19 protein-coding genes are annotated in these 15,164 nt (G+C 66.0%); 10 read left to right on the top strand and 9 right to left on the bottom strand.

The window, feature by feature from the left end:
- The first annotated feature begins 2 nt into the window (after positions 1 to 2).
- Positions 3 to 182, top strand: a complete 180-nt coding sequence (locus DFR29_RS24120) for a hypothetical protein (protein WP_133821198.1) — start codon at positions 3 to 5, stop codon at positions 180 to 182.
- A gap of 297 nt (positions 183 to 479) precedes the next feature.
- Here the strand turns inward: DFR29_RS24120 and DFR29_RS24115 are convergent, their stop codons facing one another.
- Positions 480 to 1,649 carry a serine hydrolase domain-containing protein gene (locus DFR29_RS24115; RefSeq protein ID WP_133821197.1) on the bottom strand — a complete coding sequence of 390 codons (1,170 nt, stop codon included), beginning with the start codon at positions 1,647 to 1,649 and terminating at the stop codon, positions 480 to 482.
- Positions 1,650 to 1,921: 272 nt separating this feature from the next.
- Between DFR29_RS24115 and DFR29_RS24110 the strand changes: the two genes are divergently transcribed.
- Both DFR29_RS24110 and DFR29_RS24105 read left to right on the top strand, forming a co-directional pair.
- Positions 1,922 to 3,925, top strand: coding sequence for a marine proteobacterial sortase target protein (locus tag DFR29_RS24110; RefSeq protein ID WP_166654307.1), 2,004 nt, complete (start codon positions 1,922 to 1,924; stop codon positions 3,923 to 3,925).
- A gap of 23 nt (positions 3,926 to 3,948) precedes the next feature.
- Positions 3,949 to 4,551 carry a class GN sortase gene (locus DFR29_RS24105; RefSeq protein ID WP_133821195.1) on the top strand — a complete coding sequence of 201 codons (603 nt, stop codon included), beginning with the start codon at positions 3,949 to 3,951 and terminating at the stop codon, positions 4,549 to 4,551.
- Positions 4,552 to 4,558: 7 nt separating this feature from the next.
- Here DFR29_RS24105 and rpe read toward each other — a convergent pair whose 3' ends face one another.
- The 3 genes from rpe to DFR29_RS24090 form a co-directional block, all read right to left on the bottom strand.
- Positions 4,559 to 5,227 carry a ribulose-phosphate 3-epimerase gene (gene rpe / locus DFR29_RS24100; RefSeq protein WP_133821194.1) on the bottom strand — a complete coding sequence of 223 codons (669 nt, stop codon included), beginning with the start codon at positions 5,225 to 5,227 and terminating at the stop codon, positions 4,559 to 4,561.
- Positions 5,228 to 5,316: 89 nt separating this feature from the next.
- Positions 5,317 to 6,120, bottom strand: coding sequence for a co-chaperone DjlA (djlA, locus tag DFR29_RS24095; RefSeq protein WP_133821193.1), 804 nt, complete (start codon positions 6,118 to 6,120; stop codon positions 5,317 to 5,319).
- Positions 6,117 to 6,431, bottom strand: a complete 315-nt coding sequence (locus tag DFR29_RS24090) for a c-type cytochrome (RefSeq protein ID WP_208113702.1) — start codon at positions 6,429 to 6,431, stop codon at positions 6,117 to 6,119. The genes djlA and DFR29_RS24090 overlap by 4 nt, the downstream gene beginning before the upstream one ends.
- An 80-nt stretch (positions 6,432 to 6,511) precedes the next feature.
- Between DFR29_RS24090 and DFR29_RS24085 the strand changes: the two genes are divergently transcribed.
- From DFR29_RS24085 to DFR29_RS24070, 4 genes are all read left to right on the top strand, one after another.
- Entirely contained in the window at positions 6,512 to 7,408 is an 897-nt protein-coding gene (locus tag DFR29_RS24085) for a phosphoribosylaminoimidazolesuccinocarboxamide synthase (protein WP_133821192.1), read from the top strand.
- Positions 7,409 to 7,545: 137 nt separating this feature from the next.
- The gene (locus DFR29_RS24080; RefSeq protein ID WP_133821191.1) at positions 7,546 to 8,313 is read left to right on the top strand and encodes an oxygen-binding di-iron domain-containing protein; all 768 of its coding nucleotides are present in this window, start codon (positions 7,546 to 7,548) and stop codon (positions 8,311 to 8,313) included.
- Positions 8,314 to 8,390: 77 nt separating this feature from the next.
- Positions 8,391 to 8,888, top strand: coding sequence for an Mpo1 family 2-hydroxy fatty acid dioxygenase (locus DFR29_RS24075; protein WP_133821190.1), 498 nt, complete (start codon positions 8,391 to 8,393; stop codon positions 8,886 to 8,888).
- Positions 8,885 to 9,742, top strand: a complete 858-nt coding sequence (locus DFR29_RS24070) for a leucine-rich repeat domain-containing protein (protein ID WP_133821189.1) — start codon at positions 8,885 to 8,887, stop codon at positions 9,740 to 9,742. The genes DFR29_RS24075 and DFR29_RS24070 overlap by 4 nt, the downstream gene beginning before the upstream one ends.
- On the opposite strand, the gene DFR29_RS24065 is transcribed toward DFR29_RS24070, so the two are convergent.
- Entirely contained in the window at positions 9,743 to 10,012 is a 270-nt protein-coding gene (locus tag DFR29_RS24065; protein ID WP_133821188.1) for a DUF2845 domain-containing protein, read from the bottom strand.
- Between the two features lie 281 nt (positions 10,013 to 10,293).
- On the opposite strand from DFR29_RS24065, the gene DFR29_RS24060 reads away from it, so the two are divergent.
- Positions 10,294 to 10,899 (top strand): hypothetical protein, encoded by a 606-nt coding sequence (locus tag DFR29_RS24060; protein ID WP_133821187.1) that lies wholly within the window; start codon positions 10,294 to 10,296, stop codon positions 10,897 to 10,899.
- The gene (locus DFR29_RS24055; RefSeq protein ID WP_133821186.1) at positions 10,889 to 12,103 is read left to right on the top strand and encodes a matrixin family metalloprotease; all 1,215 of its coding nucleotides are present in this window, start codon (positions 10,889 to 10,891) and stop codon (positions 12,101 to 12,103) included. The genes DFR29_RS24060 and DFR29_RS24055 overlap by 11 nt, the downstream gene beginning before the upstream one ends.
- A 24-nt stretch (positions 12,104 to 12,127) precedes the next feature.
- Here DFR29_RS24055 and DFR29_RS24050 read toward each other — a convergent pair whose 3' ends face one another.
- From DFR29_RS24050 to DFR29_RS24040, 3 genes are all read right to left on the bottom strand, one after another.
- Entirely contained in the window at positions 12,128 to 12,475 is a 348-nt protein-coding gene (locus DFR29_RS24050) for a GFA family protein (protein ID WP_133821185.1), read from the bottom strand.
- Positions 12,476 to 12,509: 34 nt separating this feature from the next.
- Positions 12,510 to 13,049, bottom strand: coding sequence for a DUF1697 domain-containing protein (locus DFR29_RS24045; protein ID WP_133821184.1), 540 nt, complete (start codon positions 13,047 to 13,049; stop codon positions 12,510 to 12,512).
- A 109-nt stretch (positions 13,050 to 13,158) separates the two neighbouring features.
- On the bottom strand, positions 13,159 to 13,368 hold the full coding sequence (locus tag DFR29_RS24040; protein WP_133821183.1) for a VOC family protein: 210 nt from the start codon (positions 13,366 to 13,368) through the stop codon (positions 13,159 to 13,161).
- A 108-nt stretch (positions 13,369 to 13,476) separates the two neighbouring features.
- Here DFR29_RS24040 and DFR29_RS24035 point away from each other — a divergent pair, with 108 nt between their 5' ends.
- Positions 13,477 to 13,884: a VOC family protein gene (locus DFR29_RS24035; protein WP_133821182.1), complete on the top strand. Its 408-nt coding sequence runs from the start codon at positions 13,477 to 13,479 to the stop codon at positions 13,882 to 13,884.
- Positions 13,885 to 13,902: 18 nt separating this feature from the next.
- Here the strand turns inward: DFR29_RS24035 and DFR29_RS24030 are convergent, their stop codons facing one another.
- Complete coding sequence (locus DFR29_RS24030; protein WP_133821181.1) at positions 13,903 to 15,117, bottom strand: hypothetical protein; 1,215 nt, start codon at positions 15,115 to 15,117, stop codon at positions 13,903 to 13,905.
- Positions 15,118 to 15,164 lie beyond the last annotated feature (47 nt).

Below are 15,164 nucleotides of genomic sequence, written 5' to 3'. Positions count from 1 at the left end.
CCATGGACGTTTGCCTGCCCGAAGAATTCCTGCGCCTGACCGCCGCTGCCGATGCCGGCGAGAGCGACACAGCACGCCGCGACGAATGGCTGGGTGCCGACGCCTGGATCAGCGGCGTACCACAACGCGCCGGCTCGCGCCGCGCCGCGGCGCACGATGATCCCACCTGGATGGTTTCGTAGATTCACCGTCACGGATTTACCGCGCCGCGCAGGGCGCGATGAGTGCCGCGAATGGCGCCGCAAGCCGGCCAACAGGGCGGAATTGTCCGAGCACGTCGACGGTGCCATTCGCATCCGCTCACCGCACCTTGCGCAGGCCACACCCACGCTGGGTGCGACGTGCGCGGCGAATTGCGCCGAACGCGCTATCTGCCGCACCATCGAGCCGCATCGATCGGGGCGCGCCGATCGATAACACTTCCTATATTTGTCTTTTTATATAATTCCGCGAGTGGAACAAGCCACCGCCTCGACCCGCTAGTCGGGACGCGCCGCCGGCGCGGCGGCGCGCTGGCGTTCCAGCACCTCGACCGTGTCGAACACATCCTCCAACGCCGCCTCCATCGCCCGCGCGGTGTCCGCACCGCTCTGGTTGGTGATGATGAATACGCCAAGCTCGTACTTGGGCACCAGATAAAGATAGCTTTGCGCGCGCGGCACGCCGCCGTGGTGACGATAGAAACTGCCGAGCTGACGGTCCTGCCCGATGTTCCAGAAGTAGGCGATGCTGAAATCGTCCGCAAAACGCAGCAACGGCTGGTGCGAAATGCGCACGGCGGCGTCCGTGCCCAACTGCAGGCGCAGGTAGCGCAGCATGTCCGGCAGCGTCGATTTCAGGTTGCCCGCCGCGCCCCAGGGCAATTGCGGCATCGGCGTAGTCGCCACTGGATTGTCGCTGTGATAGCCGGGCGCGAGGCGCGGCAAGGCGGCGGCGTCCAGGCGCAGGCGGGTATCCCGCATACCCGCGTGGCGCGCCAGGTAGTCCTTCAGCAAGGCCTCGTAGTCGCGCTGGTAAACCGTCTCGAGGATATGTGCGACCAATTCCGTGCCCACGCTCGAATACGCGTAGTCCTTGCCGAGCGGACCTTGTCCCAGCCTGACCTGGTGCAGGTCGCGCCAGAACGCCTTCTGGTCGTAGCCGGCATAAGCCATGTTCAGGCGCGCCGGCGTCGAGTGTGCGGTGAAATCGTCCAGGAGTGTGTTGACGGGTAGCGGCAGCATGCCGGGCAAGGTACTGGTATGCGTCAGCAAGTGCCGGACCAGCACGGCGCGTCCCTTTTCATGCAGGGCCGGATAGTCGTCGGGCAGGTAGCGTTGCACTTCATCGTCAAGCGATACCTTGCCGTCAAGGACAGCCTGGGCAAGCAGCAGGCCGGCGAACGTCTTGCTGAGCGAGCCGATTTCATAAATCGTCGTATCGTCCGGCGCCTGTCCCTTGCCTGTCTCCAGCTCACCGCGATGTATCCGGAATTCCTTGCCCCGGTAGATCACGCCGATCGAGGTCGAATGCAGCAGGGGCGTCGCGATCATCTTCGCGGCGGCAGCTTCCAGTGCGGTGGGCAAATCGGTGGCAGGCGCCGAAGCGGCGGGCAGGCACACGGCCAGCAGCAAGGTCAGGCCGGTCAGGACAAGGCCGCGTGTCTTCATCGTCAGTGCCGGAATCAGGGAGTGCCATTTTCGCACACGGCTGGCGATGCCCGCAGGTGGCACACGATGTCTTCAGCTGGGAAATGCCCGGGCGAAAAGCATCCTTCGGCATTTCTTGTGCGGTCCAGGCGCGATGCGGGAACGCCGGCCTTGCGCTGCCTTTGTATTGCCCGATTTGGCCAGCAATGACGCCGCAACCGGCAATTGCCTGTGCAGGTGGGACGGCAATTCTGCACCCGCCGCAACCGCGGTCTGCACAACGGAAACGCCCCATGTCTTTGCTCCGATTCCCGCTACTGCTGCTGTGCGCACTCGCCGCCGCATCGCTGCCGGCGCAGGCCGATACCGGCTCGCTGCAGATCCGCCAGGCCGACGGCAGCACCCGCGCCGTCGCCAGCCTGGATACCTCGGTGGACCTGCAGATCCACGGCCTGGTCGCCGATGTGCAGGTCAGGCAGCGCTTCAAGAACAACGGCATGGCCTGGCAGGAAGGCCAGTACCTGCTGCCGCTGCCCGAAGGTGCGGCGGTATACGCCATGACCTTGCACGTGGGCAGTCGCGTCATCGTCGGCGAAATCCGCGAGAAGGAGGCCGCGCGCAGCGAATACGCCCAGGCCGTGGCCAGCGGGCGCAAGGCCAGCCTGGTCGAGGCGCAAAGCGCCAATCTGTTCCGTACCGCGATAGCGAACGTCGCTCCCGACGAGACGGTAGAAGTGGAAATCCGCTATTCGCAACAGGTGGAATACCGCGACGGCGAGTTTTCACTGGTGTTTCCGATGACGTATACGCCCCGCTACGGCTCCGGCGACGTCCTGGCCGTCCCCGCCGCCCCGGAGGCCGGCAGCGAGATTCCAGCCGACGCCGCACAGACCTTGCCTGCAGCTGTCACCCTGCCACTCGCCGTCGCGCCCATGCCTGCAGCAAACGTAGGCCCGCCGACGGTAAGCATCAGCGCCACGCTGGATGCCGGCGTCGCGCTGGCCCGCGTCGAATCGGCGACGCATGAACTGAGCATAGACCGCCAAGGCGATCGCCGCCGCATCGGCCTGCGCGACAAGGTCGTCGCGCCCGATCGCGATTTCGTGCTGCGCTGGGCGCCGCAACCCTCGGACCAGCCGACCGCGGCCCTGTTGCGCGAACAGCGCGACGGCGAACAGTTCGCCCTGCTGATGCTGCTGCCGCCGACGGTCGCCGCGGCGCCACTGCCGCGGGAACTGACCCTGATCATCGATACCTCGGGCTCGATGAGCGGCCAGTCCATCGTGCAGGCACGCGCCGCGCTGGACATCGCCCTGCAGCACCTGACGCCGCAGGACCGATTCAACGTGATCCAGTTCAACTCGGTCACCGAAGCCCTGTTCGCGCAACCGGTGGCAGCCAGCGCAGCCGATGTGCAGCTGGCGCGCGACTGGGTAGCCAGCCTGCAGGCCGACGGCGGCACCGAAATGCTGCCGGCATTGCAGACGGCGCTGTCCGCCCCGGCCAGTCCGGGCTATCTGCGCCAGATCGTCTTCGTCACCGACGGCGCGGTGGAGCAAGGCGATGCGCTGTACGCCCTGCTGCAGTCGCAGCTGCACGACGCACGCCTGTTCGCCGTCGGTATCGGCAGCGCGCCGAACGCGCATTTCCTGCGCCGCGCCGCCAGCCTTGGCCGCGGTACCGCCACCACCATCCGCGATCTGGCCGAGGTTTCCGGCCAGATGCAGACACTGTTCGACAAGCTCGACCGCCCGGCCCTGCGCAACCTGCAGCTGAAACTGCCGGCGCAGTACGAAATCTATCCGGCGCAGCTGCCCGATCTGTATGCCGGCGAGCCGCTGCAACTGGTGCTGAAACTCGATGCCGCGGCAAAGACCGGCGGCAGTATCGAACTCGGCGGCGAGCGCGCCGGCGCGGCCTGGGCACAGAAAATCCCGTTCGAACTGCATGGCCAGGCCAGCGGCATTGCCCGGCTGTGGGCACAGCGCAAGATCGATGCGCTCGACGACGACCTGCGCGGCGGTGCGGCCTCGGCCACGCTGCAGCCGGACATTCTCGCCACGGCGCTGAAATACGGCCTGGTCAGCCGCTTCACCAGCCTGGTCGCCGTGGACAAGACGCCGCAGCGCAACGCCGGCGAAGCGCTGCAATCGGTAAACGTGGAAAATGCCGACCCTGCCGGCAGCCTCGGTTTCGCCCAGACCGCCACCTCGGCCAAAGCCTGGCTGGCGCTGGGCCTGCTTTGCCTGGGCCTGGCCTGGCTGCTGCGCGCACCGCGCCGCCGCCTCTGCGCCTGAACCGCCGCAGCGCCGAGGCCGATATGAAACACGAACAACGCCGCCGCCTGGGCCGCTGGCTATTGCTGCTGCTGGCCGGTGTGCTGATCGGCAATGCCGGCTATCTGCACGCCAAGGCCTGGCTGGCACAGCATCTGCTGGAACGCGCCTGGCAGCGCAGCCTGGCCGGCGAAGCCGGCGCCAAGCCCTGGCCCTGGGCCGATACGCGGCCTTTGCTGCGCCTGCGCGTGGCGCGCCTGGCGGTCGACCAGATCGTGCTGGCCGGCGATTCGGGCCGCAGCCTGGCTTTCGGCCCGGCCTGGAACGAAGCCAGCGCGCTGCCGGGCCAGGCCGGTACCAGCGTGATCAGCGGCCATCGCGACACGCATTTTGAATTTCTACGCCATGTGGAAATTGGAGAAACTATCGAGATCGACGACACCCGCGGCACGCACCGCTACCGCGTCAGCGGGCGCCGCGTGGTCGATGCGCGCGAAGTGCGCATCGCCGCCGACGGCACGGACGGCCACCTGCTGCTGGTGACCTGCTATCCGTTCGACGACTGGGTCGCAGGCGGTCCGCTGCGCTATGTGGTCCAGGCCGAGGCGCTGCCGGACAATCGCGCGATGGCGCTTGCCGCACGCTGAGCGCGTCTCAGCCCAGCGCAGCGCGCATGCTGTCGATGACTTCGGCGTAATCGGGCTTGGCGAAGATGGCCGAGCCCGCGACGAAGGTGTCGGCACCGGCGGCGCCGATCTCGCCGATATTCTCGGGTTTAACGCCGCCATCGATTTCCAGGCGGATGTCGCGGCCGCTGCGGTCGATCAGTTCGCGCACGCGGCGCAGCTTGTCCAGCGCGCCGGGAATGAAGCTCTGGCCGCCGAACCCCGGGTTGACCGACATGATCAGCACCAGGTCGAGCTGGTCCAGCACATGGTCGAGGTAGTTCAGCGGCGTGGCCGGGTTGAATACCAGGCCGGGCTTGCAGCCATGCGAGCGGATCAGCTGGATGGTGCGGTCGATATGCTCGGACGCTTCCGGGTGGAAGGAGATATACGTCGCCCCGGCCTTGGCGAAGTCGGGCACGATGCGGTCTACCGGTTTCACCATCAGGTGTACGTCGATGGGCGCGGTCACGCCGTGCTTGCGCAGCGCCTCGCAGACCAGCGGACCTATGGTCAGGTTCGGCACGTAATGGTTGTCCATCACGTCGAAGTGCACCCAGTCGGCACCGGCCGCCAGCACATTGTTCACTTCTTCACCCAGGCGGGCGAAGTCGGCGGAAAGGATCGACGGAGCAATGACGGCAGATTGACGGGGCATGGCGGATAGGACTGGCTGACCGGCGCGGGCGGCAAGTGTACCCGGCCCGGCTGCAACCGTGGAACCGCGGCCGCGCACCGGCGGCAGGCTCAGCGGAAGCCGCGCTCGGCCTTGATCCGCTCGTAGGCGGTGTTGATGTCGCGGGCGCGCTGCTCGGCGCGTTCGCGCAGCGGCGCGGGCACGTCGCCGAGCTTGTCCGGATGGTGTTCGCTCATGAGCTTGCGCCAGGCGCGCTTCAGGCCGCGCTCGTCGATGCCGCGCTCCACGCCGAGCACGGCATAGGGATCGTGCCCGCCGGTCTGGCGCGGTGGCGGCGGCGCGCTGCGCGCGGACTCGGAAGTTGTATAGGTATACACATGTTCCGCACCCGGCCAGGCATGGCCCTTCATCGCGGCCAGCACGGCGATCTCGCGCTCGGGCACGCCCAGGCTGGCGCAGAGCCGGCGCAACAGCTGTACGCGCGGCTCGGTGCCGTTGCCGTCGGAAAACACCACGTCCAGCAGCACGTCGATCAGCACATAGGCATGGTCGCGCCGGCCCAGGCACCAAAGACGCAGGTCGTTGATCGCGCGCTCGACGACGAAGCCCGGCATCTTGCCCGCATTGAAACAGTTGATCGCCTCGTGCCGCTGCAGCGTGCTCAGGCCCATGCGCTGCATCAGCTGTTCTGTCGCGGCGATCTCGCTTTCGGAAACCCGGCCGTCGGCCTTGGCCATGGCGCCGATCAGGCCGAACAGCGGATCGACGAAGCTGCGCGCAATCACGCGTGGCCGCTTGCCACTGCGGTGGATGTCGAATACATGGCCGACGATCACGCCGAGCAGCGCGCCCAGCGGATGGCGCAACAGCACGAAGCCGAGCACTGCACCGACCAGCTTGTACAGCCAGCTCATGGTGCCGGCGGTTGTTGCGCATACCAGGCGGCAAGCTGGTCCAGCTCTGCCTGGCTCAGTGCGCCGACCGCGGCGCGCATCACGGCGACATCGCGCGCGCCGCTGCGGTAGGCCGCCAGCGCGCTTTTGAGGTAGTCCAGATCCTGTCCGGCCAGGTGCGGCGTGCCTTTTATCGGCGCCCTGCCGGATTCGCCATGGCAGGCGGCGCACAGCCCCAGGCGCGCGGGTTTGGCAGGGGCCTGAGCCTGGGCCGGCAGCGGGGCAGACAGGCAGGCGGCAGCGGCAAGCGCGGCCAGAATTAAACGGGGCATAGGACAAACCGGAATCGAAACCGCGCGATTCTAGCTGCCCCCGCCGGTACAATGCGCGCCTTTTCCCGCGGAGCCTGGCAGTGCCTACGACCTTGAGCGAATCCCAACTGCCCGGACTGAACCTGATTCACCGCGGCAAGGTGCGCGATGTCTATGCCCTGTCGGCACAGGAACTGCTGATCGTCGCCAGCGACCGCCTCAGCGCCTTCGACGTGGTGCTGCCCGACCCGATTCCGGGCAAGGGCGAAATGCTCTGCCAGATCTCCAATTTCTGGTTCGCCAAGACCGCACACCTGATGCCCAACCACCTGACCGGCAAGGACATTGCGTCGGTCCTGCCAGCCGGCACCGACAGCGCGCTGTACGCCCGCCGCAGCGTGATCACCAAGCGCCTGAAGCCGGTGCCGGTGGAGGCGATCGCACGCGGTTATCTGATCGGCTCGGGCTGGAAGGACTACCAGGCCCGCGGCAGCCTCTGCGGCATCGCCCTTCCCGCCGGCCTGCGCCAGGCCGAGCAGCTGCCCGAACCCCTCTTTACCCCCTCGACCAAGGCCACGGTCGGCGATCACGACGAGAACATCAGCTTTGACGCGATGGTGGCCAAGGTCGGCGCGCCGCTGGCCGAACAGGTGCGCGAAGCGACCCTGCGCATCTACCGCTGGGCCGCGGCCTATGCCGCCGAGCGCGGCATCCTGATCGCCGACACCAAGTTCGAATTCGGTACCGACGAGGACGGCACGCTGTACGTGATGGACGAAATGCTGACGCCGGATTCCTCGCGCTTCTGGCCTACCGACGAATACCGTGTCGGCATCAGCCCGCCCAGCTACGACAAGCAGTTCGTACGCGACTACCTGGAGACGCTGGACTGGAACAAGACCGCGCCAGGCCCGCCCGTGCCTGCCGCCGTGATCCAGGCCACTGCGGCGAAATACGCCGAAGCGCTGCAGCGGCTGGCAGGTATCAGCATCGATTGAGACGTACAGCGGCAGCGGCCGGTAGCCGCATCCGCGGCGGGCAGGCAGCGGCGGCGAATTGATCCGCATCAAGGCGCCGCTGTATGCCCTGGCTAGGATGGCGGCGCACCCGCCCGTGCGTTACCGCCGCGACCGCCATGCCGACCGAGTTGTTCCGCAACGACAGCCATACCTGTATCGCCTTCCACGACCTGGTCCGCGGCGACGACGGCGTACAGGCCAACCAGTTCCTGATTCTCGACAACGGCCAGTCGGCACTGATCGACCCTGGCGGAGCCCTGCTGTATACGCCGCTGAGCATGGCCGTGGCGCGCTATCTGCCGCTGAAAGAGCTGACCTATGTGCTGGCCTCGCACCAGGACCCGGACATCATCGGCTCGGTCGACCGCTGGCTGATGTATTCGCCGGCGACCATCGTCTGTTCGCGCCTGTGGGGGCGCTTCATTCCCCACGGCGTGCCGCATTACCAGAAGGACAGCGGCGCCGACCGCTACCTGCTGCTGCCCGACCAGGGCGCCGACATTCCCCTGGGCAAAACTCACCTGCGCGCCGTGCCGGCGCACTTTCTGCACAGTGTGGGAAATTTCCAGTTTTACGATCCGGTCAGCCGCATTCTGTTTTCCGGCGACATGGGCGCATCCATGGTCGATACCGAATACCTGCCGGTGCGCGATTTCGACGCCCACGTGCCGACCATGGCCGGCTTCCACCGCCGCTACATGGCGTCGAACAAGGTATGCCGGCTGTGGGCACGGCGGGTGCGCGCACTGGCGCCGCTGATGATAGTGCCGCAGCACGGCCTGCCCTTTGCCGATCCGGTCACGATAGGCCGCTTCCTCGACTGGATCGAAAACCTGACCTGCGGCATCGACCTGATCGACGAGCACGACCCGGTCTTCGCCTGAGCACCCCAAACTGACGGGTACAGAAACTGCCGGTTCGCGCTAAGCTTGGCCAGCCGTCGCCAGCCAGCGGAGCCCGCATGAACAGCACCGTGCACACGCAAGCCGACCCTCGCCGCGAAGTCGATCGCTGGCTGGGCAACTACGCCGAAGACCACCGCAACGCGACCAACGTGCTGATCCACTGGATCTGCGTACCGGCCATCCTGTGGACCGTGATCGCTGCGCTCTGGGTGGTACCGGTGCCCGCCCTGCTCGGCCGGGCCGGACTCTGGGCCGGCGTGGCCATGTTTTTAGCCTGCGCCTTCTACCTGCGCCTGTCGCGCATGCTCGGCCTGGCCATGTTCCTGGTCTTCGTCGCATTCAGCGTGATTACCGAACTGCTGTTCCGCGAACTCGGCCCGGCCAATCTGCTGTACCTGGCCATCGGCGTCTTCGTCGTGGCCTGGATTGCCCAGTTCATCGGCCACCATATCGAAGGCAAGCGGCCGTCATTCCTGACCGACCTGGCCTATCTGCTGATCGGGCCGGCGTGGATCGTGGCGAAGCTGTTGCGCAGGGCCGGGGTTCGCTATTGACCCAGGCAGGCTCGGCGTCGGGCGAAACGGCCGAACTCTGTGGTCCGCTGACACCGGAAGCTGTGCGGGAACTGGCCCTCCGCGGCCCACTCTACTGGCTGCGTGTGCGACAACAGCCCCTGTTCGATGCGGCGCTGGCGGACGCACTGCTTGGCATAGCCGTGCTGGAAAACGCCCAGTTCCTCTGTAGCGTCACGCGTGCAGCCCTGCAGCGTCTCCTGCAGATTGCAGGCCTGCGCTGCCTCTATGTAAACGAAATTGCGCCTCGTGGCAGTCCTGCCAATTTCGAGAACGCAAGCCTGCTGGAACGATTCGGTGGGGACAGGTTGGTGCATCAAGCCGATCTGCTGGCGATTACGCGCAGCCCGGCGCTACGCGAGTTCTACGCCATCGACAGCCGCATGACCGCACAGACCCTGGATGCTTTCCTCGCCATGCCCACGCTGGAAATGCTCAGCCTGGAAGACTGCGGTATCGATGACGCGCTGGCGGCCCGCTTCGAACGCTGCCCGCAGTTGCAACGCTTGTTCCTCGCCAACAATCCATTGGGCCGCGAAGGACTGACCCATATCGCGCGCCTGAAGCAACTGCGCGAACTCGACCTCTGGGCGACACCGTTGCATGTCGACGATTTCGAACAGCTGCAGCAGCTGCCGCACCTGGAATATCTATCCGTGGGGCATACCGGCTCTGCAAAGACGGCAGCACTCGGCTTGACCGCCGAAGCGCTGCTGCCGCGCCTGTCGGCCTTGACCGCGCTACGCCGGCTGGAGCTCGACGGCATTAACGTCGATGAAAAACAACGCGCCGCTTTCGCGGCGCGCTTCGAATCGGTGCAAATTCTGAATCGTTGATCAGTCGCGCCGCTCGTCGATCGAAATGACCTTGCTGTCGCGGATTTCGAACGTGACGGTTTTGCCATCCAGCGCGTACTGCCAGCGCTCGCCTTGGTGGCCGCCATCCTTGCTTTCGATCGGCTCCTTGAGTGTCGGCGTACCGACGACCTGGGCCAGCTTGGCGGCGCTGTCGCCGACGGTAATGACGCGATTGCCGCTGCGGAAGGTATCCGAAGCCAGGGCAAGGCCGGCGCTGAGCAGGCCGACGAGCAGGATCAGGGAACGCACGGGGGGAATCTCCAGGCTGGACCGGGTGAACGCCCCGGCGGCGTAGTCGCAAACGCTGGCAGAGTAGGCAAGCTTGTCTGAAGGGCGGCTGGCTATACCGAGAGAATTGCATTGCCAGCCACGGGGTGGCACGCCCTGGCGGCGTCGCCACATTTCCGCAGCGCAGGCGATGCTGCTACATACCTATCCGCATAGTGGATGAGTGCACTTTGCCCCCCTATAGTCAACCCACTGCGCCACGGCGCTGCACTCACCTCCACCGTTCGTCGAAGGGGAAGACGATGGGCATTGCCACGCTGGCGCGCTGCGCCATTCTCGCTTTTTGCATGAGTACCGCCGTTTCGGCCAGTTCGGTACTGCAACTGGACCTCGCCTCGCTGGCCGCCAAGGCCGAAACCGTCGTCGTGGTCGAGGTCATGGACCGCAGGGTCGAACGCGGCGACGGCAGCGGACCTATGCATACCTGGCTCAGCCTGCGCGTCGACCGGGTACTCGCCGGAGCCGCGGCGAAGACGCTGCAACTGCGCTTCCTCGGCGGCGAGCACGGCAGTGTGCGGCAGCAGGTCGCCGGATTCGATATTCCGCCCACCGGCGAACGGGCGATCTATTTCATCGAGAACTCGCAACTGCCCATGGCAGTGCCCCTGCTGGGCTGGGACCAGGGACGCTTTCTGCTGCGCAGCGACGCCAACGGCGTGGAACGCGTGTTCTCTGCCCAGGGAATGCCGGTGCTGGGCCTGGACAGCAGCCGCGGCGCCGCTGGCTTGTCGGCCGGTCTCGCTGCAGGTGTGATCACGGGCAGCGCGACGCAGAGCGAACAGGCGCTGGCCCTGGACGACTTCGCCAGCCACGTGCGACAGCTGCGGGAGCAGGCCCATGCGCGCTAAGGCCCTGCTGATGTCTGCGCTGGCCCTGGCCAGCGGCAACGCCTGCGCCTACGTGATCAAGGTTCCCTGGGCGCTACCGCAGCACGAGGTGCAACTGCAGTTCAGCGGCAACGCACCCGGCGGCGAAGCGTGGATGGCCGGTGCCATCCATACCGTCAAGCTCTGGCAGCAGATCAGCGGCTTCAGCTGGCGTCCGGTGACGGGCAATGCGAGCGGCTGCGGCTATGGCGACACGATCTCGGTACTGCGTTTTGCCCGCAGCCACTGCAGTGACAATTTCGGCTTCTTCCAGGTCAGTGTCGTCCAGACCACCACCGAAAGCGTCAACGGCGGCCCGTACAGACTGATCGACGCCGACGGCTTTCTGAACATCGGTCCCGGCGCCGACGGCTATTTCGTCGCGCAACGCTGGCCGCAGATGTCGCGCACGGTCAATGGAGGTATTGCCGGCAGCGCGCCATCGGGCGGCACTTATGCAGCGGCTTTTGCACAAGCAGCCGCGGCCTGGAATACGGCCACCGATTTCACCCTCACCGTCAACGGCACGGTTTCCAACCCCTGCCCCGACAACAACATCAGTGCCATCGCGTTCTCCGCCACGGTGTGCGGCGAAGCCTGGGGCAGCAATGTACTCGGCGTCACCCTGAGCACCCGCAGCAGCATCAACGGCGGGCCAATGCTACTGGTCGACTCCGACATCCTGTTCAACAGCAACTACAGCTGGGATATCTACGACAGCGCACTCAACGGAACCACGATGGATTTCCGCCGTGTCGCCCTGCACGAGCTGGGCCATCTGATTGCGCTGGGCCATAGCACGGTGCCCGAAGCGATCATGCTGCCCAGCGTCAGCAATGCCACCAGCCTGCATTGCGACGACCGGCGCGGCATCGCCGCAGCCTATGGACAGAATCCGGACAGCGTCTGCGCCGCGCCCGTGCCGCCGGCGCAATGGCACGATTGGCAGCTGTACCCCGGACCGCTGCGCAACGGCGGACCGGAGTTCCGCCGTGTCGTGGGTTCGGCGCTGGGCTTGATGATGGGCCTGGGTCAGACCACCGACCCCGCCACCCTGCTCTACCCCCAGATCAGCGACGTGGAGCATCCGACCTGCGACGACCAGGCCGGCGTACGTGCCGCCTATGGCCTGAGCGGCAGCTGCGCGAACGTGGCCGATGTCATTTTTCGCGAACGCTTCCAGTAGCCGGCCGCGCGCGCCGCCGGCCGGTCAGCGCGAGCGGCCGTCGAACTGCTGCACCGGAACGGCGGCAATATCCACATTTTCCAGGCAGCGGATATTCACCGCCGCCATCGTGTTGCCCTGCGGATCGGTGCCTTCGCCGTAGGGATGAATGCCGCAGTTCGGGCAGAAGCGGTGCTGGATCACGTGCTTGTTGAAGGTATAGCTGGCCAGATCCTGTTCCGGCGTCTGCAGGCTGAGCTTGTCGCGCGGCACAAACCACATCAGCGCGCCCTTGCGCTCGCAGATGGAACAGTTGCACGCCATGGCGCCGTTGAGCTCACCCTCGACCTCGAATTTCACATTGCCGCAATGGCAGCTGCCACTGTAGTTCATCGCATGGGTTCCTTGGGTTGATGACAGTCCCGGCTCAGCCGTGCTTGGCCACCAGGCGCACTATGGTATTCCAGGCGCGGGTGGTCGCTGGCAGCCCCAGGGTTTTCTCCAATAGCGCGTTCGGGCTGCCGGGCGTGTTGCCAATCGTGCGGCTCAGGCTGAAGACTTCGGTTCCGTTGCAATGCAGCACGTCCACGTCGCCACGGCGGCTGCGCCAGGGCGAGGGCGGCAGGGCCGGCGCGCGCGGCGCGAGAAAGCTGACGCAGCATTCGTAGACATCGGACGTGTCGATACCGGCAAACGGATCGGCGCCGACCAAAGCCGCCAGATGATCGACACGGCGGATATACGCCGGCTCTTTCAATCCGCATTGCTGCTGCAGGCGGGCCACGGCCGCCGCCAGTACCGGGCCAGCCCTGGCGGCGCGCGGCACCGCATAGACCAGCGTGCCGTTGACCAGAAACGAAGCGGCTGACGCCGCACCGGCATCGAGGAAGGCCTGCTCCAGCTGCGCCTTGCTCGGGCAATGCGGCCGGCCCAGGTTTACATTGCGGAAAAAAGCGGCGAATTTCACAAGACGAGGACGCTGGCGGAACGGAGCAGCGATGATACGTCAGCCGCCGGATCACCCCGAGCGTCCGGCGATCGCCGGGGCACGCTAGCTGCTGTTCAATCCACGGCCATTACGCCACACGCCATGGCAGGCAGACGCCGCAACCGCCGGGATCGCACAGGCGCCGCTGCTGCATGCCGTAGTGGGCGGCCACCGGCGTGTCGACCGCGATGCCTCGCGCACACAGGCGCAAGTAGGCCGCATCCAGGTCGCGGCAGCCGATACAGAACGCCAGCGAAGCCAGCACAAGCAGCGTGACGGAAAGGAGATGCGTCGGCATGGCGATACCTGCGCGGACAAAACTGCCGCAAGCTCCGCAGGCCGAGCGAATGGCCGAGCGAATGGCCGCAAGCATAAGCTTGCAAGGCCACTGCAACCGGCCATCGCCATGACCCGACTGCTGCTCAATATCGACGTACCCGATCTCGACCGCGCCACGGCGTTCTACTGCCAGGCCCTGGGCCTAACGCTCAGCCGCCACCTGTTCGGGCATCAGGTTGCCGAACTGAGCGGCGCCGGCATCGCGATCTATCTGCTACACAAACCTTCCGGCAGCATGGCCGCCGGCGCGCAGCAGCGTGACTATGCACGGCATTGGACACCGCTGCATTTCGACCTTGTCGTGCACGCACTGGAGCCGGCAATACAACGGGCGCTGGCGGCCGGCGCCCTGGCCGAGAGCGACGTCGACACAGCGGGCTGGGGCCGCAGCGCACGCTTCGCCGATCCGTTCGGTCATGGCTTCTGTCTGATCGAATTCAGCGCCGAAGGCTACGCCAGCGTCGCATCGCCCTGAAGCCTCGGCGGCACAGCATTAGCGCGGATCGAAATCGTCGAAGAAGATCAGGTCAGTGGGCAGTGAGCAGAAGGCCAGCTTGATCTTGCCGGAATTCCGCGGCCGATAGACGACAACCGCGACACCGTCGTCGCGCATGGCGAGGTCGTGACCGTATTCCGCCCCTGCGGTGACGATGCCGTTGCGACCGCTGCTGCAGTTCCGGTCGAGGCACTGGTGGAAGTACAGCGAGTTCTGCCCCTGGGCTTCGCCGTAAACGATGAACGCGCGGCCGTTGGGACGCATGGCCATGCGTACGATGCGCAGATAGCGCTGGGTCGCATCCAGTACACGTGGCGTCGCCGTTGTGCAGTTCGAGTCGGCACAGTCGGCCAGCATGGCAACGGCCGGCTGGAGAGGGTCCGAACCATAGAATGCACCAAACACCATCAGCGGACGGCCATCCTGACGCGCCGCGATGGCCGAGTAGCCAGTACCGCCCGAAGTCGGCGGCACCACGAGATGATTGACACCGCTGGAGCAGTCGGCATTGGAACACTGGTAGACATTCGCGCCGGAGTAGCCGACATGGGCGATCAGCGCGGTATCGTCGGCGCGCCACAGCGTGTCGGAGTACAGGCCGGCAGGCGCTGCGTCATGCACGACGCGGCATTGTGCATTCGTACAGGACGAATCGCCGCAGCGGCAGGCAACCAGGTCGTCCACCACATTACGCCGATCGCACAGGGTGACGAAGGGGCGCGCGCCCGGCGACAGGGATACATTCGTGGTAATGCCGAAACCGACGCCGCTGGTCAGTGGCAGCGACGCACCGCTGGAACAGTCCGCATCGCTGCAGACGTAAACGCGCGCACCCTGCGGCGCGGAAAGCTTGTTGTAGTAGCTCAGCACCGGCTCGCCGCCGGGCTTCAGCACCAGGCTCAGGTCAACACTGGAAGCCACGGCATTGGCCTCGATCAGCCGCGTAGTGCCGCTGGTGCATTCGCGATCGTCGCACAGCAACAGCTTGAGCAGGTTGGCCGGCGGCGGATCGAAGTAAGCGATCACCGGACGGCCGTCCGGTCGTAGCGCGATAACGGTATTGTCGCTGCCGGCGACCAGGCCCGACACCGCATCGTTGGTGGGAATGCGGCAGCCGATCAGCGGTTCCATTGCCGCAGCAAAGCCAGGCAAGGCCGACAGCAGCGTCAGCAGAAAGAAGCGGGCAAGCGTCTGCGAAAACCGGTCTGGCATAGGGTTCCTTCGTGCCACGACGATACCGTCGGGCTGGCGCACCTCCA

Origin of the sequence: Tahibacter aquaticus, from assembly GCF_004363655.1 — a bacterium.
Lineage (GTDB): Bacteria > Pseudomonadota > Gammaproteobacteria > Xanthomonadales > Rhodanobacteraceae > Tahibacter > Tahibacter aquaticus.
The sequence above is the reverse complement of the archived record's forward strand: the minus strand, read 5'-3'. Positions and strand labels throughout refer to the sequence as shown.